The sequence below is a fragment of the Lunatimonas lonarensis genome, from assembly GCF_000390185.1.
GTDB lineage: Bacteria > Bacteroidota > Bacteroidia > Cytophagales > Cyclobacteriaceae > Lunatimonas > Lunatimonas lonarensis.
Genome location: NZ_AQHR01000031.1, coordinates 1 through 23,430 on the forward strand (window position 1 = coordinate 1; position 23,430 = coordinate 23,430).

18 protein-coding genes are annotated in these 23,430 nt (G+C 46.6%); 11 read left to right on the forward strand and 7 right to left on the reverse strand.

From position 1 onward, the window contains the following. Window positions 1-17 precede the first annotated feature (17 nt). The 3 genes from ADIS_RS04350 to ADIS_RS04360 all read left to right on the forward strand — a co-directional run bounded on the left by ADIS_RS04350 (window position 18) and on the right by ADIS_RS04360 (window position 3,015). On the forward strand, window positions 18-608 hold the full coding sequence (locus ADIS_RS04350; protein WP_155907116.1) for a DUF4221 family protein: 591 nt from the start codon (window positions 18-20) through the stop codon (window positions 606-608). A 55-nt stretch (window positions 609-663) separates the two neighbouring features. After that, window positions 664-1,821, forward strand: a complete 1,158-nt coding sequence (locus ADIS_RS04355; RefSeq protein ID WP_010853128.1) for a DUF4221 family protein — start codon at window positions 664-666, stop codon at window positions 1,819-1,821. Window positions 1,822-1,947: 126 nt separating this feature from the next. Beyond that, the gene (locus ADIS_RS04360; RefSeq protein WP_010853129.1) at window positions 1,948-3,015 is read left to right on the forward strand and encodes a DUF4221 family protein; all 1,068 of its coding nucleotides are present in this window, start codon (window positions 1,948-1,950) and stop codon (window positions 3,013-3,015) included. 239 nt (window positions 3,016-3,254) lie between these two features. On the opposite strand, the gene ADIS_RS04365 is transcribed toward ADIS_RS04360, so the two are convergent. Next, window positions 3,255-4,406 (reverse strand): DUF4221 family protein, encoded by a 1,152-nt coding sequence (locus ADIS_RS04365; protein ID WP_010853130.1) that lies wholly within the window; start codon window positions 4,404-4,406, stop codon window positions 3,255-3,257. Between the two features lie 93 nt (window positions 4,407-4,499). Between ADIS_RS04365 and ADIS_RS04370 the strand changes: the two genes are divergently transcribed. From ADIS_RS04370 to ADIS_RS04380, 3 genes are all read left to right on the forward strand, one after another. Further along, a complete protein-coding gene (locus ADIS_RS04370) occupies window positions 4,500-4,739 on the forward strand; it encodes a hypothetical protein (protein ID WP_010853131.1) in 240 nt (79 codons plus the stop codon). Window positions 4,740-4,971: 232 nt separating this feature from the next. Next, complete coding sequence (locus ADIS_RS04375; protein WP_010853132.1) at window positions 4,972-6,099, forward strand: ATP-binding protein; 1,128 nt, start codon at window positions 4,972-4,974, stop codon at window positions 6,097-6,099. Window positions 6,100-6,291: 192 nt separating this feature from the next. Next, window positions 6,292-7,581 carry an ATP-binding protein gene (locus ADIS_RS04380; protein WP_035804665.1) on the forward strand — a complete coding sequence of 430 codons (1,290 nt, stop codon included), beginning with the start codon at window positions 6,292-6,294 and terminating at the stop codon, window positions 7,579-7,581. Between the two features lie 134 nt (window positions 7,582-7,715). Here the strand turns inward: ADIS_RS04380 and ADIS_RS04385 are convergent, their stop codons facing one another. The 3 genes from ADIS_RS04385 to ADIS_RS04395 all read right to left on the reverse strand — a co-directional run bounded on the left by ADIS_RS04385 (window position 7,716) and on the right by ADIS_RS04395 (window position 9,895). Beyond that, window positions 7,716-8,975 carry a 6-bladed beta-propeller gene (locus ADIS_RS04385; protein ID WP_155907118.1) on the reverse strand — a complete coding sequence of 420 codons (1,260 nt, stop codon included), beginning with the start codon at window positions 8,973-8,975 and terminating at the stop codon, window positions 7,716-7,718. A 489-nt stretch (window positions 8,976-9,464) separates the two neighbouring features. Beyond that, window positions 9,465-9,602, reverse strand: coding sequence for a hypothetical protein (locus ADIS_RS22895; protein ID WP_010853136.1), 138 nt, complete (start codon window positions 9,600-9,602; stop codon window positions 9,465-9,467). Window positions 9,603-9,640: 38 nt separating this feature from the next. Continuing rightward, window positions 9,641-9,895, reverse strand: coding sequence for a hypothetical protein (locus ADIS_RS04395; protein WP_010853137.1), 255 nt, complete (start codon window positions 9,893-9,895; stop codon window positions 9,641-9,643). Window positions 9,896-10,111: 216 nt separating this feature from the next. On the opposite strand from ADIS_RS04395, the gene ADIS_RS04400 reads away from it, so the two are divergent. Beyond that, complete coding sequence (locus tag ADIS_RS04400; protein WP_010853139.1) at window positions 10,112-11,248, forward strand: ATP-binding protein; 1,137 nt, start codon at window positions 10,112-10,114, stop codon at window positions 11,246-11,248. 336 nt (window positions 11,249-11,584) lie between these two features. On the opposite strand, the gene ADIS_RS04405 is transcribed toward ADIS_RS04400, so the two are convergent. Beyond that, complete coding sequence (locus tag ADIS_RS04405) at window positions 11,585-14,035, reverse strand: alpha/beta hydrolase-fold protein (RefSeq protein WP_010853140.1); 2,451 nt, start codon at window positions 14,033-14,035, stop codon at window positions 11,585-11,587. 289 nt (window positions 14,036-14,324) lie between these two features. Here ADIS_RS04405 and ADIS_RS04410 point away from each other — a divergent pair, with 289 nt between their 5' ends. Further along, the gene (locus ADIS_RS04410) at window positions 14,325-16,748 is read left to right on the forward strand and encodes a beta-N-acetylhexosaminidase family protein (RefSeq protein WP_035804669.1); all 2,424 of its coding nucleotides are present in this window, start codon (window positions 14,325-14,327) and stop codon (window positions 16,746-16,748) included. 9 nt (window positions 16,749-16,757) lie between these two features. Here ADIS_RS04410 and ADIS_RS04415 read toward each other — a convergent pair whose 3' ends face one another. Then, the gene (locus tag ADIS_RS04415) at window positions 16,758-18,707 is read right to left on the reverse strand and encodes a heavy metal translocating P-type ATPase (RefSeq protein ID WP_010853142.1); all 1,950 of its coding nucleotides are present in this window, start codon (window positions 18,705-18,707) and stop codon (window positions 16,758-16,760) included. 297 nt (window positions 18,708-19,004) lie between these two features. On the opposite strand from ADIS_RS04415, the gene ADIS_RS04420 reads away from it, so the two are divergent. Genes ADIS_RS04420 through ADIS_RS04430 form a run of 3 tightly spaced genes read left to right on the forward strand, consistent with a single transcriptional unit; the run spans window position 19,005 to window position 23,053 of the window. Next, complete coding sequence (locus ADIS_RS04420; protein WP_010853143.1) at window positions 19,005-20,021, forward strand: NAD-dependent epimerase/dehydratase family protein; 1,017 nt, start codon at window positions 19,005-19,007, stop codon at window positions 20,019-20,021. Further along, window positions 20,021-21,088, forward strand: coding sequence for a dihydrodipicolinate synthase family protein (locus ADIS_RS04425; RefSeq protein ID WP_010853144.1), 1,068 nt, complete (start codon window positions 20,021-20,023; stop codon window positions 21,086-21,088). The genes ADIS_RS04420 and ADIS_RS04425 overlap by 1 nt, the downstream gene beginning before the upstream one ends. Continuing rightward, window positions 21,089-23,053 carry a ligand-binding sensor domain-containing protein gene (locus tag ADIS_RS04430; RefSeq protein WP_155907120.1) on the forward strand — a complete coding sequence of 655 codons (1,965 nt, stop codon included), beginning with the start codon at window positions 21,089-21,091 and terminating at the stop codon, window positions 23,051-23,053. 60 nt (window positions 23,054-23,113) lie between these two features. Here ADIS_RS04430 and ADIS_RS23120 read toward each other — a convergent pair. After that, the coding region (locus ADIS_RS23120) for a hypothetical protein (protein ID WP_162141553.1) at window positions 23,114-23,430 on the reverse strand (317 nt) is incomplete at its 5' end.

Below are 23,430 nucleotides of genomic sequence, written 5' to 3' on the forward strand. Positions count from 1 at the left end.
CTAAGTGATCAGAATTCATTCTCCGATTTTCTCGGACACCACTAGAAAAAATGAAACAATTCCAAGCCGACTTTGATGATGGTACATCGGCTATGAGAATCGGCGCGGGAGAATACCTAGAGATTGAAAATCAGCATGTGGTTATGGGATTTAGCGCATCTTCCGCCATACATGTATTGGAACCTGGAGCTGAGCACTTTGGGCTGAAGACGTACAAAGAGCAGCTAGTTCCAACTGAGAAAACAATAACTTTTCCTGAGAAAATTCAGGACAGGAGTTTGCTGGTAAGACTACTGACTCAGGCAACAGAAGAAATTTTACATTATCCCCCGTTTTGGGATGAGGTGAATGGCGTCTACTACCGACTGTCCCAAGAGCTGATTTATGCGGAGGATGCCGAGCCACTTCCCAACCAGTTTCTTCCAGATCCGTCTTCTGCATTGATTTACTTATCAGTATATGATAAAAGCTTCAATTTAGTTGCAGAATCCAAGATACCGCAACTAACCAAGCGACTTTCCCGACACTTTGCTAAAGACGGTAAAATCTGGTTGTTTGAAAACATGGAGGATGAGATGGGGTTTGTGCGGTTGGCGATTGATTTCTGATTTCAAATTTATGATTTTGACCAGTCTGAAATCATAAATTTTAAACCGAACTAAAATGGATATAGCTATTAATTTGAGTAAGATCGTTTTTTTGTGGTTATGCTTCGCTTTCATCGGCTGTGCGGAAAAAACGGAAATCGTAGACCTTTCACTGACTTCTCTAAATTATTCGTTGGATACCATAATGATCGATCCGGGGAAGGAATTCCTGCACTTAAATGCAGCACTTCGGATGGCTGTGCTGGATTCGGAAAGGGACTACCTCTACAATTTCAATCCTTCCGATCATACCGTTGAGAAAATCAATCTAAACAGCAGGAAGCTGGAAGCTAAACTGGCTTTCGAAAAGGAGGGCCCCGACGGGGTGGGGGATATGGTCTTTAGAATGGACCTGCTTCCCGACGAATCAGTGGCATTTATGGGGTACCTAAAGGCAGCTGTTTTCAACCTAAAGGGCAAAAAGTTGGTCGAATTTCCCATCGCGGAGGTAAACTTTGAAGGGGATCCGTTGGGTGATGGAGAGCGTTTTGAGTTTTTGAACACTTATCTGTTTGATTCGGCAAAGATGGTGGGCCTGATCAGAAATTCAAAAGAGGGTAGTTTCTCTTTTGGTATGCTAAGCTCCAATTTTCGGCACCTAAAAAAGGTTCCAGTTCCGCTGGATGCACTGGAGAATTTTCGGTTTGTGCTAAGTAGCCCTTCGATGGTCAAAATGTCTTTTCCTTCAGCTAATATTTCCGAGCACAAAGGCAATTACCTTATAACCAATGAGGTGTTCAATACCATCCTGCTTTACGATACCGATCTAGATTCTTTAAAAGAGATCAAGTATCAACCAATGCTTACCGAGGATAGGAAAAAAGGCAGATACACTCAAGAAACAGAAACCGAGGAGGAATTTAACCAGGAAACGCAAAATTTACGAAAGGAAATCAGTTTTATGGCTCCGGTTTGGGATGAAGACAACCATCGATTCTACCGGTTTTCCCATCAGGCAATTAACATTGGAAATACGGCCGCAGGGGAGGAGGCCTATAAATCATCCGTCTATCTGACGGTATTTGATGCTGATTTTAACGTGATCGCTGAATCTCTGGTAGAAGATATAACCAACCCGCCCGGCTTCCACTTTGTCAAGGACGGGAAAATCTGGATGTACGTGAATGTGGAGGATGAGTTGGGGTTTGTGCGGCTATCGGTTTTAGATTTATGATCCTTGGAGTTTTCCTACAACTAAGACCATAGAATCCATACTGAAGTGAAAAACAACATCTTTTACACGGCTTGCTTAACGCTGCTAATTTGTGCATGTGAAACCGCAAGTAAAGACAAAAAGGTTTTGACGTCCGATACCGTATTGTCCATAGACACGGTATTGATCGATCCAGGCAGCCAGCTTGTCTTCCCGTACATTATACCGGAAAGAAGTTTTTTTACAGAAGACACCCGTTATCTCTTTAACTTTAATGATTTCGACCACACCCTTGAAAAAATTGACCTGGAAAAGCTTGAATTGGCAGAAAAATACCCTTTTGAAAAAGAAGGTCCACACGGGACGGGCAATTACGTTGATTACTTGGTACCTCTCGATTCCGGTAGATTGCTGATACAAACCAGTAGTCAGGCAGGGATCTTTGATTGGGCGGGGAGCAAACTCGAAGAATTTGACCCGTTGCTAGAGGGAGCTTCCATGATGAGTTATGATAGGAAGGTTTTTCTTCCTGTGAAGTCATCTGGTGATCGTATGTATGGTTTCGTACATGACAATGTGGCAAATACAAGTGAAGTGGGATACTTCAGCCCCACTATGGATAACGTATTAACCATTTCGCTAGCGGAGGAATTTCGGCATGCCGACTTTATTTTAGCGCATACCGAAGGGAATACACATCGGCGATCAGCGCCGGGTTTTACCATTCAGACATATTACAAGGAAAGCAACATCGTGGTAGGGAGTACAGTTTCCAGTAGCTTGTTTGTTTTCGATCCCGAAACACATCAATTGTCGAAAAGGGAGTACAACCTTAGACTCACTGCAAATGAGAAAAAAGGTGTCTATACCTTGGATACGGAGGACGAGGCTTTGTTTCAAAGAGCCTTCGTGTCACTACACGAGGAAGTCACGTTCGGTCCATTACTATGGGATGCCGGCGGGGAGCGGTATTACCGGTTTTACTACGAGTTGACTTTCCCCAAGGAACAAGCTTCAGGTACTTTCCCGAAAGCAAATGCAACGTACATGTACTTGATGGTAATGGATAGGGACCTTAATTTGCTGGCAGAGATGCCAATCCCTCAATTGGATTATACCCCTTACTTCTCGTTTGTCAGAAACAGCAACATCTGGATTGCCACCAACCTGGAGGATGAGTTGGGGTTTGTTAGATTGTCGATTATGGGTTTGTAATTTCAAAAAAATGCTTGATAGATCGATTGGTTTATAGCCTTCGGTACACATGGATAAAATAATTTTTGGATTTAATTTTGTGCCTAGGGAGTAAAGTCAGTAGGATTTCAAGTCCTGTTTTTTTAAATGAGTTATTGACAAGTCATCAGGATAATACAATTATTCTCGATGAAATTCGGTTAATGCCAGAGTTTTGTCTTATATCTTATTTCTAACGTCTTACGTTTCGAAAATATGCCCTACTCAAGACCCAGTCGGATAAAGGCCAGTTCGTCTTCTATGTTTTCGAAGATCCAGATTTTGTCGTCTTTTAGGAAGTGCTTTTTCGGCGTAGTCTTCAGTTCTGGAATAAGGGCCTCTGCGAGGAGGTCTAGGTTTTCGTCAAATATGCTTAGGTATATATCTGCTCGTGTTGGCACATATCTTCCGTACTGGTCTTTTTCCTCAGCAAAGTGCTCACTGGAGGCGAATCGATAGAAGCGACGCTGCGCTGAATCCCAAAAAAAGTTTTCGAAAACGATATCTTCTTTGATCGTACGGATGATATCTTCAATCTGACCGGAAGCGTTTTCGACCTCCTTTGGGGGAAAGTAGCTTTTGCCCGTGCCAAAAAAATCGCTGTCCCATGCTTTGCTATAGGTACTGTACGTCTCCAGGTCATACACAAGCACCTCGTTTAACGAATTGTTGGTAATAAGCAGGTTCTCTCCGGTAGTTAGTGCCCGGACAGCAACACCGTAGGCGCCTGCGAAGTTGCCGTCATGTAGGATGTTTACCGAAAACTTCTGGAGTTGGTTCAGTTCCGGAAGCTCCGTTTTCGTAAAGGTTTGGGCAGCCAGGTCAAAGTCCAGGATGAAATAGCTTCTTTCTGCCCATTTTATAAACACCCCGATCAAACGATCTTTATTTTTTTGGTCTTCAAAAAGTCCGATCGGATAGCAGTCGGAACCAGAAAGAAACTCAGCAGCAATCTTTTCCAGACCCAAATCACTTACCAGTTGGGTGTTTTGGTCGAACACCTTATAGAACCCGTAGTTCCACACCAGCAGCTGCTCATTGGACATGATTTTGAAACCTCCGAAGTAGATGGGCAGGGCATTTGGCCCGTCTTTTTCAAAGCGGATTTTTCTTTCCAGGGAAAGATTGTCCAGGTTGATGCGTTCGGCCACTAGGTTCGCCCGGTCAAAGTTGATCAGGTATTTTCTGTCCGGGGATAGGTCGGATAGAAAGAGGTTGTCCTGCAGAAAGATGATCTCCTCGCCAGGATCCACCCATATGGTATCGACGGTAATGGTCAGGTTGGTGGAGGATCCTGTAGTACTTCGGTCGCTGTCTTTGCCGCAAGAAAATAATATAGAAATTGCTAACGCAAGAAAAAAAGAAACGCGCATGGTGTAGGTTTTAAGGATGTGGTATAAAAATAATAAAAGTTTTTGATTTGGCAAGTTGGTCGTACATTTCATGCCTCACGCATAAATTCGTCAATGTTTTCCTTCCAGGCAGATAAGGAAAAAGTGGTGGAAGATGGTCACCATTCCGAGTCGGTCAATAGCAGCACAATTTACCTGACCGTGTTTGACAAAAACCTGGAGATGTTGGAGGAATCCAAGATACCTGAATTAAATAAGGTTCCGGGTACCTATTTCGTAAAGTACGGAGCCATCTGGATTTTTGAGAATATGGAAGATGAACTTGGTTTTCTGCGACTTAAAATAGAATTGTGATTTTGGTTGATAAGTTGATTGGTCGATGGGTTGAAGAATTTTCGAGGGCTCCGATTTTCGCCCGGTGTTATTGTTGTTAAAGCCGTACAGGTTTCGACATCGAGGAGGTGTTTGATAATGAGTGAGGAAGTTGACTAACTCGTTTAGACATTCACCCTATTCACCAAAAAGAGGTAATTTAAGTGAAATAATTCACCAAAAACATCTAAATTTGGTGAATAAAGAAATTCCTATGATTGAAAGAACCCTTAAGGGTAAGATAATAGAGAAGCTATTCAGGGGTAAGACCATTATACTGATCGGCGCAAGACAGGTTGGCAAAACCACGCTTATCCGAGCTGTTTTACAGGGCAGCGAGTTTCTTTTTTTGGATGGTGATGATCCATTGGTAAGGCAAAGGCTGACCAATCCGAATACCAAAGAGATTGAAACCATTTTAGGAGACTCAAGGATCGTCTTTATAGACGAGGCACAACGGATAGAAAACATTGGAATTACGGCTAAAATCATCCACGACCAATTCAAAAACGTTCAGTTGATTGTGAGCGGTTCATCGGCTTTTGAGCTACGAAATTATACCAATGAACCACTTACTGGACGAAAATTCGAATATTTTCTGTATCCAATTTCTTATAGGGAATATGAGAAATCGGTCGGATATTTAGATGCCCTGAGAGATTTGGAAAATCGATTGATATACGGATACTATCCGGATGTCTTGAATAGCAGAGGGGAGGAAAGGGAAATCTTAAATGAGATTACCCAGAGTTATTTGTTTAAAGACATTCTCTCTTTGGGCAATATCAAGAAGCCCGAGGTACTGGAAAAGATTTTGCGGGCGTTGGCCTTTCAGGTAGGTAGTGAAGTAAGCTACAATGAAGTAGCTCAGCTAACAGGGGTGGACAAGAACACCGTTTCAAGCTATATCCATTTACTGGAACTGTCCTATATTGTTTTTCCGATTACTTCATTTAGCCGTAACCTGCGCAACGAAATCAAAACGAACCGGAAGATTTATTTCTACGACAATGGGATTCGCAATGCAATCATACAAAATTTTAATCCAGTTGGATTGCGAAATGATATAGGTATTCTATGGGAAAATTTCCTAATGTCTGAGAGGCTAAAGCGAAACCATTATTACAAAAAGTACTGCATCACTTATTTTTGGCGGACTAGGCACCAACAGGAAATAGACTATGTGGAAGAGTCGGACGGAAAGATTACAGCCTTTGAATTCAAATGGAATCCCAAAGCCAAGGTGAATATTCCGGCCATTTTTGTAAATACCTACGACGCCGCCGTGGAGGTCGTTACTAAGGAAAACTTTAGGAAATTTGTTGGGGCAGGTGAAAATTAGCTGTTCAGACTAATGGCCCGAAATTTATCCTTTCGGAATTTCCCATAACCGAAAGTAATGCGTAATCGGACAAAGAAGATGGGAGGTTAGTTTAAGAAAATGTGGGGCATTACAATTTTTCCTTTTAAAAAGTGTGCTTAGTTACATTTTTTCCTTTGAAAAAGTGTAATTTAGATTTTTAATCACATACTTATGAGAAGAAAACTATTCCAATCTCTGATCACGTGGAAAAACTCCCCCAATAGAAAACCCTTAGTTATACGAGGAGCTCGGCAGGTTGGTAAAACATGGTTGATGAAAGCTTTTGGTACAGAGCACTATGGGCAGGTTGCCTATGTGAATTTTGAAAGTAATCAGACAATGAGGCAGGTTTTTGAACAAGACTTTGATACAGAACGCTTGCTCATGGCCCTTCAGATCGAAACAGGAATAAAAATTAACTCAAGCGATACCTTATTGATTTTGGATGAGATTCAGGAATCCAAAGGTGCGTTAACATCCTTGAAATATTTTCAAGAAAATGCCCCATCTTACCATGTGATAGCAGCAGGTTCATTATTGGGAGTGGCGTTGCATCAGGAAACCTCTTTCCCTGTTGGAAAGGTAGAATTCATGGATCTCTATCCGCTGGACCTCGAAGAGTTTTTGGATGCTTTAGGGGAGGAATCATTAAACCGCCTTCTTCATACGCACCAATGGGACATGGTTAAGCCTTTTGCTCAAAAGCTAAAGGATCTACTCAAACACTATTTTTTCATAGGAGGAATGCCTGAGGCTGTTCAGACGTTTATTGATACAAAAGACCTAGTGCTAGTTAGATCTGTACAAACAAGAATCATGGAGGCCTATCAACAAGATTTTTCGAAACATGCCCCATTCGATATTGTGCCAAGGATACGGATGGTTTGGAATGCCATTCCTGCTCAACTCAGCAAAGAGAATAAAAAATTTATCTACGGTCAGGTCAAAAAAGGAGCTAGGGCCAAAGATTTCGAGATGGCATTGGCATGGTTGGTAGACTGTGGCCTGGTTCATCAGGTCAATCGGGTTTCAAAAGCAGGAATTCCATTGAAAGCTTATCAGGACTTTGGAGCCTTTAAGCTTTTTCTATTAGATATAGGCCTTTTGGGGGCTATGGTTGACTTGGATGCCAAAACAATTTTGGAAGGCAATCAATTTTTTGAAGAATTCAAAGGAGCCATTTCCGAACAGTTTGTTTTACAACAATTGGTGGCGCTGGGATTAGAACCAGCTTACTGGTCAGCCGACAGTGCCACCGCCGAGCTCGACTTCATCATTCAAGTCAAAGGAGAAATCATTCCCATCGAAGTGAAAGCTGAAGAAAATTTGAAAGCAAAGAGTTTGAAAGTATTTGTGGAAAAATATAAAACGGTCACCAATATTCGCACATCCTTATCGGACTATAGGAAAGAAGACTGGTTAATCAATATTCCATTATATGGTATTCATACGATAGTTTAACCATTTACGGTAGGGGAAATCTGTTTAATAAGGGGTTTAATAGAGTTTGAAAAAGCCTAATTCATTCTTCATTTGCTGTAGCGGTATTGCATGCTTGCGAAATATAGCGCAAAAGAAGTGATTTTCATAAGTCACTATTTTTGGGTGTACACCATCAATACAGGGTTTTCCGAATCCTTGGCGGCAAGTACCGTGGTAGTGAAATTTAGCCCCTGGTTTTTGGCCCAGGTTTCGAATTCAGCCCTACCCATGGCTTCCTTTTTCTCCAATAGTTCTTTATAAAGGGTTTTGCCCGGAACCTTTAGTCCGATCTTTCTAGGTGTAAAATTGTAAGCGAATCCCTCGGGATCGTAGCCGCCATCTATATCGTTAAGCAACCTGCCCTTGATTACATGAGATTTCTGGTTTTCACGGTCGAAGAATAAACTATAGCCCTTATTTTCGTAGGTCAAGACGGTGTAAAGTTGTTTTTCTGTTAGAAAGTACCGACTATAAAAATACATTTTTGTTTGATTATTTAGGAAGTCTAGCCTTTGCATTATATCATCCATATTCTTTAAGTCATCTGGGTTTTGGCCGTATTTTCCAAAGTCAAACGCAAGTTTGGGAATAAAATGTCCGTCTTCGACCTGATAGATCGTGTCCCAGAAGGTCATTCCATAGTAGAGGTGGTCCTGACTTTTCTTAAAATAATCTCTTCCGGAATCTTCAAAATAAAACCTTTCGGGATCGTAAGGGAAATAGTTCATCTCATCCTGTAGTGATTTGTCGAAACTTTTGACAAAATACCCATCAGGTTCTCGGGTGGGAGTGTACAGGTAATAGCGTTGGTCATGGTCTGAAAAAACACCCGGACCAAGCCGTTCACGAAACGACAACTCACGAAGAAATTCGCCATCCAAATTAAACCACATTATTTTACGGGGGAATACGCCGAGTAGGACTAGTTCCCCGTCTACAAAGGCCGCGGCATCAAAGTCCAAGTATTCACCCGGGCCTTCCCCATAGGCCTTTATTCTTGCTAGATATTTTCCAGATTTATCGAAAATTTGAATACACTTACATCCGAAAATGTCCAGTGTGAAAATTCTGTTTTGATAAAAATGTATCTCCTGCAAACCCGAAGTCAGATGTGCCTCATCCTCCTTATCCTCCAGCCAGATATACTCTATATGGGGTTCAAAAAACTCCGACAACTTCCCGCTTCGGGATTGCGAAAGATCCACAGAAATAATTTCCAAGCCGGATTTAGATTTAGTTTCCTCCTTACAGCCTGCGGTTAAGAAAAGAGAAAGCACGCCAATAGACCAACAATGATTTAGACGCACTGTCTGAGAAAGGAATCGTCGGATTGTCATTGGCGTATTTCGATTTATAGGTAAAGAATCTGGCATAGTTGGAATAAAAATGATTAACCCGAAGCAATTTAATTAATTTTTTCGTTTTCATAAAGGGCTGGAAAAGAATATTGTGCGTGGAGGGCGAGTATCTGATATGTCTATCGGAAGGTGAGATTGATGTTGTTCATAGCTACGTTGGCCCAGAACTACACTCCAGGCTGATATTTTCAAATTTTGCTGGCTTTTTAAACTGGCATGATAATAAGCCAAATTATAAAAAAAATGACTCTCCGACTCGGTTTAGTATCCAATACTCCATACCTCCATTGAGTTGTCAATCGGCTCCATGTCATTTGCAATGGCTTGTTTCAGAGGTTTTTATCAAACAAAAACTCATAACATAAACCACCTAGAAACACTTTTGACAAAAGAGTTGCTAGAAAGCCAACCACAAATGGGTACAATCGAGCCTCTTTTAACCCATAAAAAATTCGAGTATAGATTCCTATTTATTTGGAGTTACAAAATTATTGAATTAGGCATTTAATAGATAAACACCTTGTATAGGTAAGGCGGCTGTGCCAGCATCCTCACAACCAGATTCTCGAATATCCCCTCCTTCACCTTGTGCCTGTTAAACCGGTAGGTATACTCGTTGATATACGGTTGCAGGGCCACCATTGAATGGTGGGTCCCCCCAAACCCAGGCTTTGATCATCCTAATAACACGGTGCATGGCACCAAAATTCTCCACCTTTTTTGCCCGACTTTTCACGTACCAGGTTGGGAAACTCATTCTCCATCCCTTTGTAACCGGCCCAGCAGTCCTTCTTCACCAGCGCATCTGCAGCTATATGGTCCCGCATAAAACTGCCGAGATTGGCCTTGGACGCCAAGTACTTATAGCACTCCCTGTCGGAGGGAAACTTCTCCTGAAACGCAAATATGGAGAGACTCTTATGCCCTTTTTCCATAGAAACCGTGTTTGAGAGCGATATAGGCAGATTTTGATCATTTAAAAAATGCTTAATTTGATATTTTTGATCCCCCTCATCCAAATCTTTGAATTAAGCCCTGAAGCCCCTAACCGAAAAATATCACGTATTTTTTCGATTGTAATCGAAGAATTACATAATTATTTTCGATTATAATTGAAGAATTACCTATTTTTGGAAAATAAATTGTCAAGCATGATTGAGAGGTTATTGGAAAGAGCACTCAAGGAAAGACTTTACCAAGGTAAAGCCCTCCTGCTTATGGGGCCCAGGCAGGTAGGGAAGACTACTTTATTAAGGCAATTAATTGAAGATGAAAAGCAACCCTGTTTATGGCTTAATTGTGACAATACCGATGATCGCTTGGATTTAGAAGAAGCGACCATTACCAAACTCAAATCCATCATTGGCTCGCACAAGTTGCTAATCATAGATGAAGCACAGCGTGTAAAAAATATTGGTCTGACCTTGAAATTGATCGTTGATGGAATCCCTGGCGTGCAAGTCATCGCTTCCGGTTCTTCAGCATTGGAACTGGCCAATGAGATGAAAGAACCGCTGACCGGAAGAAAAAGGGAATTCAACCTCTTTCCCTTGTCCATCCAAGAGATGGTAAACCATACTTCGAAGAGGGAAGAAAGGAGGTTGCTCGAAATGCGCCTAGTTTATGGCTTTTACCCGGAAGTAATCAATCGCCCTAGTAATGCCCGGGAAATTTTAGAAGAGCTCACTGACAGTTATCTGTACAAAGATATCCTTAACCTGGATCAAGTTAGAAAACCGGTCATCTTACAAAAGCTGCTACTGGCCCTGGCTTTGCAGCTAGGGTCTGAGGTGACATACAACGAACTCGGAAATACGGTAGGGATAGATAAGGAAACAGCAGAGAAATATATTGACCTTTTGGAGAAGAGCTTTGTCGTTTTCAAGCTGAATTCATTTAGCAGGAATATGCGGAGGGAGATCAAAAAAGGAAAAAAAATCTATTTCTGGGACAATGGAATACGAAATGTAATCATCAACAACCTAAATCAATTGCCACTTAGAAATGATAAAGGTGCATTATGGGAGAATTTTATCATCAGTGAGCGGATGAAGTATTTGCATTATAATCGCCTTAGGAGCAATGTTTATTTTTGGAGGACGACCACCGGCCTGGAACTGGATTGGCTTGAGGAAAGGGGAGGTGCATTGCATGCCTTTGAAGCCAAGTGGAACCCAAAGAGAAGGGCACTCCTTCCTGCTTCTTTTCGGGAGGCTTATCCCGGCACAATCCATCAGGTAGTTAGCCCGGATAACTATTTGGATTTTCTATTGTCTTCAGCGCTTTAGGTCAGAAACGGATATCAGAATCGTGTACCCGATCACTTCTGAGTATTTAAAAAATGAAACCATGCCCCCAAAGCGCTAATTCTAACCATCCAGGTTAACATCAAAAAGCCCCCGGAAATTATTTCCAAGGGGTTCCTACTCGGTGTAGTATCCACTACACCTTTTTATACCTTACCTACATTGCTTTGTCAATCCTTCCCATGCCATTTGCAATGGCTTGTTTCAGAGGTTTTTATCAAACAAAAATTCACAACATTAACTAGCTTGGAACACTTTTGACAAAAGAGTTGCAAATGCGTTATCTGCGAAGTTTTTACCCTTGTCGTTGATTCAATTTTATTTCCTCTCAGGCAAACTCCAGTCATTTGTATAAAACCCGGTAGCTTTAATGGCATCAACCCCATTTATTGGAAGGTCAGCCGAAAATACCACATAGTCCGGAAAGCCGCTCCCACCTGCAAAATACTGGTTGGCATTGGCCGCATGAAGGCCGGCAAGCCCGGTGCCACTGATGACCGCTACGCCCAAGCTTGGATTATCTGCTCGGGGTACCATAAAATAGGCTCCCAGATCGGCGCCCTCCATCACGTCACTGCCAAGCGCTATCCGGTTTCGGGAGACTTGGATGGGACTGTGGGCAAGCAATGTGTTCCAAGCTCGGTTGGAGTCGGCGTTACCATACACGATGATTCCCCTATCGCCGTGTTTTGCCAGGTCGAATTCCCTATCTGAAATAATATCAACGGCTCCATTTCCCCGGTAGTACCACATTTCCGCGTCAAAACGGGCCTTGTTGAAAGCCCAGTCGTTTTCGGCTTTATTGCCGGATGTGCCGTAAACATATACCATCCGATTGTTAAAAGGCTCTTTGAAGGTGCCGTTTCGCGCTGTGCCTTTGTCTGAAAGGTTGGGGGCTTCGCTGATCTCCCATTTACCTGCTGAATTTTTCAGGTAGAGCATACCGGAGCCGTCGTTTTTCCAAGTTATCTCGGGCTGGTTGTCTAAGGAAAGGGTTATTTCCACCCCTGTCGCAAAGGAGGAGGTCTCTAAACCAAGATGTAGTATGTTTTCAGTGCTGCCACTGATGGTTTGGGCTGTTAAGCTTCGGGATAGGTTTGTCCGCGAATAATTCAAGGGTTCTGCCTGTTGCAAAATATGTACCCAGCGGCTTTTGGAAGAGACGGCCGTGTTTGCGGTTGAAAATTCTACCCGGTGAACCAACGTGTCGTGTGGGGTTTCGTGCCATTCGAAGTAGTCAAACAGCGGTTTCCAATCCACACTTTCATCTCCAAACCAATGGCTGCCGCCGGGGTATTCGTAATAACTGAAATCGGCGTGAAACTCTCCGAGGATCTGCCTCATCTGCCTCGCGTAGTCGACGGATACTACCCGGTCACTGTCACCATGGTGGATATAGACTCCCGCCGCTGTGTAGTTTTTTGCCAATTGGATTACATTGCTGGGATTACTGGCCCTTAGGAGCAATTTCTCCGTGGGATGATCGGTATCTTCGGGGATTTTGCCATCAGCAGATCCGTACCCCATAAGGGTGGGGTAGCCTGCACAGGGGGCGATGGCAGCCCATTTGCCGGCAAAGGTAGCACCCAGGTACCAGGTGCCGTGCCCGCCCATGGAGTGTCCTGTGAGATAGATTTTAGAGGGATTGGGCAGGTACTTTTTTTCAGCAATGGCCAGCACTTCCATGGCGTCGATACGGCCCCAGTCTTCCCAGTTAAACCCTCTGGGACGTCGGTTGGTGGGGGCCACCAAGGTGCCCCAGGTCTTGGGTTTGTAGGCCCTTGCCTGTCCGATGGCCTCTACGCCCGCTCCATGTACCGATAAAAACAGCGCGGAACCTGCTTTGCTGCCTCCTACTTGGGGGGCCACACCATAGTATTGCACGCTGCCGTCGATTTCGCTGATAAAGGTTTGTTTGTAGTGTTCAGTGGCTTCTCTTCCGAACAAGGTGATTTGTTGGCTGTCGGTTTTTTTGTTGCCAAGGTGAAGGTTCAGGGTGGCGGTATATTCTCCTTTGGCGGAGACGCTCGTCGCGTTGATGTCAAAGCCAACTTTTCGGATGCTCATCGGGGGAATGCTGGGAAGGCTAGAGTTGGCTACGGTTCCGTTTAAGATCACCTCCATCTTTCCATCGGTGATGGTTTTTGAAGTGGCATTCACCACCACCACGGCTCCAATAAGCCGATCGTTGCCCGGCTGCCCCAAGACGATGTCGGGAAGCGTGGCATCCGCTGTTTTTAACAGAACGGGGCTGGCATCCAAAATTAACTCCGCCGATATGCCCGACCATAATCCGGTAAACCGCCCGAGGATTTCATTTTTGCCTTTTTCCAACTGTACAGGAAGGTAAAGCCAGCCATCTCCATAGATATCGCCCCCTCTGGGGACTCCGTTGACATAACACATGCTGGCACCGCTCATTCGCAGGAGAGCCGTTTGTTTTTTGGGCGATTCATAGGTGAGGTAAAGATAGCCGGCACGAAGCCTGCCCCGAAAACGACCGTTTTCATCGGTGCGCACGACTTGCCAGGTGTCTTCGGATGAGGGCGAAATTTTGCCGTTTTCCGAAGGTGTCTGTAGGGTTCCGTTAGCCAGTTGGTAGGCCAACGGATCGGTGAAGATCACTTCCCGTCCATAGCGGTGCTGGTTTTGGATGGCGAGGCCTTCGGTAAAAACATGGGTGCTTTGCGCCTGCGTGTAGGGAGTCTGCGCTCCAAAAAAGACGGTAACAATCAAAAATAGGCACATAAATCTGAATCCTTCGTTCATAAGTAGGTTGGTTTGACATGTAATGGGTGCAAGGTATTTATTTTGTTGCGTAACGGAAAGGCAAAAGACTTGGACGGCTTAAACTTATCCAAACTTCATCGGCGAAAGCCTAGAAAATGATTTATCGCCCCATTTTTTAAAGCCAAAAGCAAAGTAGCAGGTAGATTATAGAATGGATCGATTTGGGAAATCCGCTGAATGTTTCGTCCTTACCCGGCACGAGTTGCCCTCTGCAATGGTCTTTTTGGTGGAAAAGCCGTATTACCGAAGCCAATCAATGCCCGTTGCTATGAGAAATTTATATCAATTCCTGCTTGTTTTTCTGGTACTGTCCGCTTCCTTTCCGGTGATTGGGGCGGTGGATTTGACCGATGCTGTCGTGGTCTTGCCTCGGCAAAGCAGTTCGCGGCTGTCCTTTTTTGGGGAAGTACTGCGGGAGGAAGTGCTTAAGCGCACCGGAAAAGGGTTGAACCTACAGGAAAGGGCTTCTGCTCCAGGTCGATCAGCCATCGTGTTGGCAATACGGGGCGAAGGGGATAAACTGCCGGCTGCCTACCGACCCGTAATCGATGCGACACCGATTTTGTCTTCGGAAGGCTATAGCCTTCAAATAGATTCCAAAAACCGCATCGTGTACATCGTCGGGGCAGACGAGCGGGGCGTCCTGTACGGGATAGGTCGGTTTTTGCGAAAAATGCATTGGGGGGATGGCCTATTGGTGGTTCCCGAATCAGTCGCAGCGGCTTCATCTCCTACCTATCCCATTCGCGGCCACCAGCTTGGCTACCGACCCAAAACCAATTCCTACGATGCGTTTTCGGTGGCCATGTTTGAGCAATACATCCGGGAATTGGCCTTGTTTGGATCCAACAGCATAGAGATCGTTCCGCCGCGGACGGACGATGACTTCAGCAGCCGCCACATGCAGCTTCCTGCCATTGAGATGATCGGGCACCAGTCCCGAATTGCAGACCAATTTGATATGGACGTCTGGATGTGGTATCCCAACATGGGCGAGGACTACGCCCATCCCGACTCCCTGGAGGTGGAATTACGGGAACGCCACGAGGTTTTTTCCTCCGTGCCACGCCTCGATCACCTGTTCGTGCCGGGTGGGGATCCGGGGGAATTGGAGCCGGACGAACTCTTTTGGTGGCTGGAGGAGTCTGCCAAGGTGCTACGGGAATACCATCCACATGCAAAGGTTTGGGTTTCTCCTCAGGTATTTCGCCCAACCCAGGCGTGGTTTGACCGATTCTTTTACCATGTCAATCAGGAATACGAGTGGCTGGGGGGCGTAGTGTTTGGTCCGTGGGTAAAGATACCCTTACCGGAGCTTCGAAAGCTGGTAAATCCCGGTATACCCATCCGTCGGTATCCGGATATTACCCATAGCCTGAGTTCCCAATACCCCATTCCCGAATGGGACCTGGCACTGTCCATGACCTTGGGAAGAGAGTGTATCAATCCCAGGCCGGAAGATCAAAAGGCGATTCACAATGCGCTGGCAAGCTACGCATCTGGCAGCCTAAGTTACTCGGAGGGAACCAATGACGACGTGAACAAATTTGTTTGGACCGATCAGGACTGGGATCCTAATACACCGGTGGTGGAGACCCTGCGGGACTACGCCCGTTTCTTTTTTGGTCCGGAGTGGGTAGAAGGTGTGACCCAGGGCTTGTTGTTGCAGGAGGAGAATTTGCGTGGTCCTCTGCTGACCAATATGCAGGTGCCGGTGACCCTGCAGGTGTGGCAGGAAATGGAGAAACGGGTAGATGCGGCACAGATGGGCAATTTTCGATTTCAGATGGGGCTGATCAGGGCGTATTACGACGCCTATGTGCAGCGTAAACTTGCCCTGCAAGTGGCTGCTGAACACAAGGCAAGGGATTACATGCGCCAGGCCTTAGAGGAAGGGGAGCTGGCTGGGCTTTCCCATGCGTTAGCGGTTTTGGAGCAAAGTTTGACCGAGGAGCTGGCTGCCCAGTGGCGGACCCGTTGCCTGGAACTCGCGGATGCTCTCTACGCGAGCATTGGTGCCCAACTGACCATCGACCCGCATGGAGCGGCATCGGGCCGGGGGAATTTCATCGATAACCTGGATGCGATTCTAAACGACGCTCCCTGGTTGATGGATAATTTGCGGACTATTAGGGATATGGGGGAAGGCGCCGATTGGCAAAGGGCCCTGCATGCTGTGCTAAATAGGACCAATCCGGGGCCTGGGGGTTTTTACGACAACTTTGGTCATCCGAAGAGCTGGAAGCGGGTCGTGTTTGACAAATCGTGGGAAGAGGACCCGGGCAGCCTATACCGCCCCAGGGTCAGCTTTGGTGTGGGCCTGATCGGGGTGGAATGGGTGCATGAGGTGAAAGCCGTGGGTTTTGAAGGGACATCCGCACCGCAAGCCTGGATGATGCAGGTAAATACCTTGTATGATACCCCGCTTAAGATCCGATACGACCAACTCAATCCCGATTTGGGATATACCCTCCGAGTGGCTTACACCGGTAGGTTTCGGTCAAAGATGCGCCTAGAGGTGGACGGAGGGCTGGAGATCCATGATTTCATCCAAACAGGCCATCAACCGATTTATGAATTTGACCTCCCAAAAAGTGCCTACAGTGACGGAGAGATTACCTTTCGTTGGACCTGTGGAGAGGGGGAACGTGGCTCTCAGGTTGCGGAGCTGTGGTTGATGGTAAAGCCTTAAAGGGCTGTTTTAACGGTATTGGATGCGAACGGCGTTTAGAATAGCCAGTAAGGCTACTCCCACATCCGCAAACACTGCCTCCCACATGCTCGCCATCCCGGTCGCACCCAAAATCAGCACCGCAAGTTTGACACCAAAGGCCAACAGGATATTTTGCCATACGACTTGGCGGGTGAACCTCCCGATTTGGATGGCCTTGGCAATTTTAGTGGGTTGATCGGTTTGTATGACCACATCGGCCGTTTCTATGGCGACATCGCTGCCGAGTCCACCCATGGCAATTCCAACGTCTGCAAGGGCCAGTACGGGTGCGTCGTTGATCCCATCCCCGACGAATGCCACGATCCGATTGGGCGTAGATTGGATGGAGGTCAACAGGTTCGCTTTCTCTTCCGGCAGCAGTTCACCAAATGCCTGCGTGATGCCCAGTTCCTTTGCCACCGAATCGGTGACGTGCTGCCGGTCACCGGACAAAATGAATAATTCCTTGATACCGCACTTTTGTAGATCGGAAATGGCTTTTTTCGCATCCACCTTCAGGGTATCAGCAATTAGGAAATACCCCTGATGGATGCCGTCTATGGCTACGTGTACGACGGATCTTCCTGGTTCCACGACGGTTATCATACCCTGTACCTCTTGCTGAAGCATCAGGCGATGGTTTCCGACGATTACCGCCTTGTTTCCGATTTTTCCGATGATCCCCATACCGGCTATCTCTATTTGCTCCGATACCACCGGTAGTTTATCCTGTAAGTTTGGCGTTATATGGGTGACGATCGACCTGGCGATGGGATGCATGGAACTTCGCTCCAAATCAGCCGCCAGCGATTTCCAGCTTTCGTCAAGTGATCCCCCTGTAGAGACTGTTTTTACGACTTCAAAGGTTCCTCTGGTCAGGGTGCCTGTCTTGTCCATCACTACGGTATTTACCTTTGCCATCAAATCCAGAAAATTGGAGCCTTTGAACAGGATGCCATTTTTGGACGCGGCTCCAATGCCGCCAAAGTAACCCAACGGAATGGAGATCACTAGGGCGCAGGGGCAGGATATGACCAAAAATACCAAGGCTCTGTACAGCCAGGTGGAAAAATCATATTCGGGTACAAAAAACCACGGAACCACAACGAGGGCCAACGCCAGATACGTCACCATAGGTGTGTACACTTTGGCGAATTTCCGGATAAACTGCTCTGTTTTGGCTTTGCGTGCCGCCGCACCTTGCACCAGTTTCAGGATTCGGGCGATGGTACTTTCCTGAAAGGGCTTGGTGACACGTATGTCTACGACTCGGTCCAGAATCACCATGCCCGCCAATACGTCTTCTTCCGTTCCGATAAGGCGTGGGAGGCTTTCTCCTGTGAGGGCAGCCGTATTAAACAGCCCGCCTTCACCTTGCAGTTTTCCGTCAAGCGCCACTCGCTCCCCGGCTTTATATTGTACGGTCTCACCAGGATTGACCGTTTCGGGAGCCACTAGGTGTAGTTGTCCATTCCTCCATACGGTCACGCGGTCGGGCCGCATATCAAGGAGGGCTTGGATATTGCCTTTGGCTTTTTTTACCGCCGCTTCCTGAAAAAGCTCTCCCACTGCGTAGAAAAGCATCACCGCTACGCCCTCCGGGTACTCGCCAATGGCAAATGCCCCCAAGGTTGCCAGACCCATTAGGAAAAACTCGGTAAAGACTTCCCCTTTTCGAATAAGGCTCCAGGCCCTGGACAGTACTGGTAATGCCACCGGCAAATAGGCCATTACATACCAGAGCGGCCGTACCCATCCGCTGAAAAAATAACCCCCTGCCCCAAACTCCAACGGGATGGCCCCCAAAAGCAATGCTAAGCTGAAAAGTGGATGCTTCCAGTCTTTCCATTCGAAGAATGCGGATTTCTTGTTTTTGGGAGCTGTTATTTCGGGCTCACAACAGGAAATGTCACTCGCAGGGTTTTTGGACTCATTCATGGTTTAAAGTACCTTTGTAGGCTGTGGGGTTCGGTAAAGGTACGGAATGAATGCATGCACCGAAATTGCATATGAGAAGTACTTCCAAAGGAAGAGCCAATGCTTATTTCCATCGAGCCCTTTTTGGAACGAAGTTATAGACGAATTCGTAGTAATTCGAAAATCACTACCTTCGAGTGGCTTGGAGAAACAGGGCATTTACCCTAACTCCTGAGGAAATAGTTCGGTAGCAACACTGAAATGGGTTTAGAAGGTTTACGAAACTTAGGGTAAGACCGCCGACATTAAACATACACTATGCAAAATTTAGCTGAATTAGAAAAAGAACTTTCCCAGCCGTCAAGCGCCTTGATAGCTGATATGGCCCAAATTGATGGAGATATCATGCTGCTTGGAATCGGTGGCAAGATGGGGCCAAGCATGGGAAAACTCGCCGTGGATGCCGTGAAGGCAGCGGGAATTTCCAAGCGAATTATCGGGGTCTCCAGATTTTCAGATCCAGCTGCAAAGGTACAGCTCGAAAAGGTGGGGGTGGAGGTGATTTCCTGCGATTTACTTGACGACGGTCAGCTTCAGGCACTCCCCGATGTGCCCAACATCATCTATCTCGCGGGTCAAAAATTTGGAACTACCGGAAACGAGGCTTTTACTTGGGCCATGAATGCGTACCTACCTGGAAGGGTTGCCGAAAAATACAGGGGTTCGCGCATCGTTGCGTTCAGTTCCGGCAATGTGCTTCCTTTTGTGCCCATTCACTCTGGTGGGGCAGATGAAGGCGTGACTCCGGACCCATTGGGGGAATATGCACAGTCCTGTTTGGGACGAGAGCGTATTTTTTCGTATTTCTCCCAAAAAAACCAGACCCCTATGCTGATTTACAGGCTGAATTATGCAGTGGATTTCAGATATGGCGTAGTCATGGAAATAGGTAAGGCGGTCTGGGAAGGCAGGGCAATAGATTTGCGTACGGAAAATGTGAACGTCATCTGGCAGGGAGATGCCAATGAGGTAGCGATCCGATCACTGTTACATTGTGCCACTCCGGCCAAAGTACTAAACGTCACAGGTCCGGAAATCCTATCGACCCGTTGGCTTGCCCATCAGTTTGGTATTATTTTCGGCAAAGAGCCTGTTTTTGTAAACCAGCCCAACGACACAGCACTACTCAACAATGCGTCTGAATGCCATCGGCTTTTCGGATATCCCAGGGTCACTGTCCGGGAAATAATTGACATTACAGCCGCCTGGATTATCCAGGGTGGAGAAACCTTAAAAAAACCGACCCATTTTCAAGAACGAGGAGGAAAATTCTAATGAAAGTCTTACAACCAACCCTTTGGAATCATCTGCAGGAGGGCACGGTGATACCGGCCCATCCGCTGGCTTTGGACGCTAACCGTCAACTGGATGAAGGCAGACAACGGCTTTTGACGAGGTACTACCTGGCGAGTGGTGCCGGAGGAGTGGCCGTAGGTGTGCATTCCACGCAGTTCGAGATCAGAGATCCCGAGATCAACCTATACAGCAGGGTGCTTGCGTTGGCTTCGGAGGAGATCGAACTTGCTCAACTGGAGAGGCCTTTTCTAAAGGTAGCCGGAATTTGCGGGCCTACCGGTCAGGCCGTGTCTGAAGCGGAAACTGCCCTGAGGCACGGGTACGACATGGGACTTCTTAGCATGGGAGGACTGAAGGGGTGGACAGAGGAAGAAATCCTTGAGCGCGTTCGCAATGTTGCGGCGGTCATTCCGGTATTCGGTTTTTATCTCCAGCCTTCGGTAGGTGGGAGGATTTTCAGCTACAACTTTTGGAGGCAGTTTGCCGAGATCGAAAACGTAGAGGCGATTAAATGCGCGTCCTTTAACCGGTACCAAACCCTGGATGTCATGCGTGCAGTGGCACTAAGCAGTCGAAGAGACCGAATCGCAATGTATACCGGTAACGACGATAACATAGTAGCGGATCTATTGACCACCTACCGATTCGAAGACAACGGCAACGTGTTTGAAAAGGAATTTGTGGGGGGACTGTTGGGGCATTGGGCCGTGTGGACACATAAGGCCGTTGCATTGCTTCGAGAGGTAAAGGAATGCAAGTCCTCCGGTACGGCGGAGGATTGGTCTCACCTGTTGTCCAAGGGCATTGAGGTTACCGATGTCAACGCCGCAATGTTTGATCCGGCGAACCACTTTCATGGCTGCATACCGGGCATGCATGAGTTTTTGCGGATACAGGGGCTACTTGAGGGTGTTTGGTGCTTAAACCCCAACGAAATGCTTTCTCCGGGGCAAAAGGAGGAAATTGACCGTGTTTATAGGTGGTATCCCCATTTGCACGATGATGCTTTTGTCCGTGAGTTTCTACGTACTCAGAAAGGTCTATAAATGAAATTTTTCTTGCGGAAGCTGCTTGTTGTTTTTTGTGGATTGGTTGTATTGCCCAAGGCTCAGGCTCAACTGGATACAACCCGTTTTACCAATCACGGGCCACAGTTGTTTGCCTCAATGATCCAAGGAAGTGTGTTTGCTGAGGCGGAGGATGGTAGACTGTTGGTTTATACCGTTGTACGGGGTGAGCCTGCCCACCTATTGGGGTACGATGTGCAGACGCGGCAGTTGGTATTGGATCAGCCACTTCAGGACGCAGATGGAGCCTGGGATTTGGCACAGGCTACCGATGGTACCCTTTACGCACCTGGAGCAAACGGAAGTCTTTTTGCCCATGTCCCAGGCACGAAGGACGTGATAGATCTTGGGATAGCCTTGGAGGGGGAAACGTACCTGTGGAATCTCACCCCAGGGAAGAACGGAGAAGTCTTCGGTGCTACCTACCCCGGGTGCAGGGTATTCAGGTACCATCCCGCAGATGGGTTTTCCGACCTGGCAGAGGGGCCATTGGTGGAAGGTGAAAACTACGTCCGCAGTCTGGCCTACCATGCCCAAACTGGCCTTTTATATGCAGGAGTAGGGTCAAGGGCCCACCTGTTTGAGATAAATCCAGAGACCGGCGAAAAGCGTGGTATGTTGCCGGAAAAGTACAAGGGTTTTGAATTTGTGTATGGGCTCGAAATTGTTCCTGGCAAGGACGGTAACGATCGGCTTTTCATACTTCTGATCAACGGGGGCCTTACTTTGGTGTACAATTTAAAGACGGGACTATTTGAACAGGAGATTGAGGGAATTGACATGAGGGCCATCGTGGGAACGCCCGATGGGAGCTCGGTTTTTCTTACCGAAAAGGGACAACTCAAACGTTTTGATCCCAGCGACAGCTTTCAGCAAGCGGTGGTGATCGCGGAGGAAGTCGGTACAGCTAATGCGTTTTACCTTTCCGAGGAAGGTAAAGTTTTCCTCCTGACCTCAGATGCAAACGTGGTTGCCTATGATCCAATCACCCATGTCTTGGTGAGGGAAGGACTCGATATTCCAGGGCAGCCCATACCTATCCATTCCCTTCAACTCGGGCCCGATGGAAGAATCTGGTCGGGAGGATACCTGGCAGGAGGCAATGCAGCCTTCGATCCAATAACCGGAGAATCCGCCTTCTTGCCGGGAATGGAGCAAACGGAAGGCATGTCTGTGCTGGATGATTGGATCTTTTTTGGAGTCTATCCCCATGGACGGTTCTATAAATACCATACTAAATCCCCGTGGGAGCTCAAGAATGGGAACCCACAATATATTGGACAAATTGAAAACCAAAGCAGGGCCTTTGCCCATGCCGTGCTTCCCGATAGGCAGCAGGTAGTCTTTGGCACCATCCCGGAGTACGGAAAGTTGGGAGGTTCGTTGGTACGTTACGATCTGAGGAACAAAACGATGGTCTCATTTGATTCACCGGTAGAAAAGCAGGCGATTTCCGGGCTGGCTTACACGGGAGATTATGTGCTGGTGGGGACTACCATTTCGGGAGGCCTGGGGATAGCCCCCCAAACGTCTGAGGCCAAGCTGCTTGGTTGGAATCCCGAGTCTGGTGAAAAGCTTTTTGAACTCATACCCGTGCCTGGGGCAGCAGCGTTGACGGGATTTATTCACATGCCGGACGGAACGATATGGGGAATGGGGGATGGACAGTTGTTTGTCTTTGATCCGAAAGCAAGGGAGATTATATCCGTTCAAAAGCTTTATGATTACCCTCCCTTTGGGAGTCATGTTTGGCGAAGTGCATTTCTGATATTACATAACGATGGAAATGTATACGGGACGGATGTGGGCAAGTTGTTTAAGCTAGATCCGGTTACCAAGACCTATACCAAGTTGGTCGAAAACGCAGGTCTCTTGGTGCAAGACCGTGAGGGAACCTTGTTTTTTAGGAGGAAAACGGATCTATGGTCTCTACGGGTTGACTGATGCAGAAGGAGATTCCGCTTCGCTGTGTTTATCGGGATAAACTTCTCGCCCTTTGGGCATCTAAGGTAAAACAAGAAGAGCCGCTCCTACGAACAGCTCTCTCATAATCAAGTGATCCCGCTGGGGCTTCCCGATATCACTCCGCTTCGCTGTGTTTATCGGGATAAACTTCTCGCCCTTTGGGCATCTAAGGTAAAACAAAAAAAGAGCCGCTCCTACGAACAGCTCTCTCATAATCAAGTGATCCCGCTGGGGCTTCCCGATATCACTCCGCTTCGCTGTGTTTATCGGGATAAACTTCTCGCCCTTTGGGCATCTAAGGTAAAACAAAAAAAGAGCCGCTCCTACGAACAGCTCTCTCATAATCAAGTGATCCC

What these genes read in the sequence shown, in the direction of transcription:
- ADIS_RS04415 (WP_010853142.1), bottom strand. Translation starts at nt 18,707, where the DNA reads ATGAATGAGTCCAAAAACCCTGCGAGTGACATTTCCTGTTGTGAGCCC.
- ADIS_RS04430 (WP_155907120.1), top strand. Translation starts at nt 21,089, where the DNA reads ATGAAATTTTTCTTGCGGAAGCTGCTTGTTGTTTTTTGTGGATTGGTT.
- ADIS_RS04405 (WP_010853140.1), bottom strand. Translation starts at nt 14,035, where the DNA reads ATGAACGAAGGATTCAGATTTATGTGCCTATTTTTGATTGTTACCGTC.
- ADIS_RS04380 (WP_035804665.1), top strand. Translation starts at nt 6,292, where the DNA reads ATGAGAAGAAAACTATTCCAATCTCTGATCACGTGGAAAAACTCCCCC.
- ADIS_RS04365 (WP_010853130.1), bottom strand. Translation starts at nt 4,406, where the DNA reads ATGCGCGTTTCTTTTTTTCTTGCGTTAGCAATTTCTATATTATTTTCT.
- ADIS_RS04420 (WP_010853143.1), top strand. Translation starts at nt 19,005, where the DNA reads ATGCAAAATTTAGCTGAATTAGAAAAAGAACTTTCCCAGCCGTCAAGC.
- ADIS_RS04385 (WP_155907118.1), bottom strand. Translation starts at nt 8,975, where the DNA reads ATGCCAGATTCTTTACCTATAAATCGAAATACGCCAATGACAATCCGA.
- ADIS_RS04370 (WP_010853131.1), top strand. Translation starts at nt 4,500, where the DNA reads ATGTTTTCCTTCCAGGCAGATAAGGAAAAAGTGGTGGAAGATGGTCAC.
- ADIS_RS04410 (WP_035804669.1), top strand. Translation starts at nt 14,325, where the DNA reads ATGAGAAATTTATATCAATTCCTGCTTGTTTTTCTGGTACTGTCCGCT.
- ADIS_RS04355 (WP_010853128.1), top strand. Translation starts at nt 664, where the DNA reads ATGGATATAGCTATTAATTTGAGTAAGATCGTTTTTTTGTGGTTATGC.
- ADIS_RS04425 (WP_010853144.1), top strand. Translation starts at nt 20,021, where the DNA reads ATGAAAGTCTTACAACCAACCCTTTGGAATCATCTGCAGGAGGGCACG.
- ADIS_RS04400 (WP_010853139.1), top strand. Translation starts at nt 10,112, where the DNA reads ATGATTGAGAGGTTATTGGAAAGAGCACTCAAGGAAAGACTTTACCAA.
- ADIS_RS22895 (WP_010853136.1), bottom strand. Translation starts at nt 9,602, where the DNA reads ATGGTGGCCCTGCAACCGTATATCAACGAGTATACCTACCGGTTTAAC.
- ADIS_RS04375 (WP_010853132.1), top strand. Translation starts at nt 4,972, where the DNA reads ATGATTGAAAGAACCCTTAAGGGTAAGATAATAGAGAAGCTATTCAGG.
- ADIS_RS04395 (WP_010853137.1), bottom strand. Translation starts at nt 9,895, where the DNA reads ATGGAAAAAGGGCATAAGAGTCTCTCCATATTTGCGTTTCAGGAGAAG.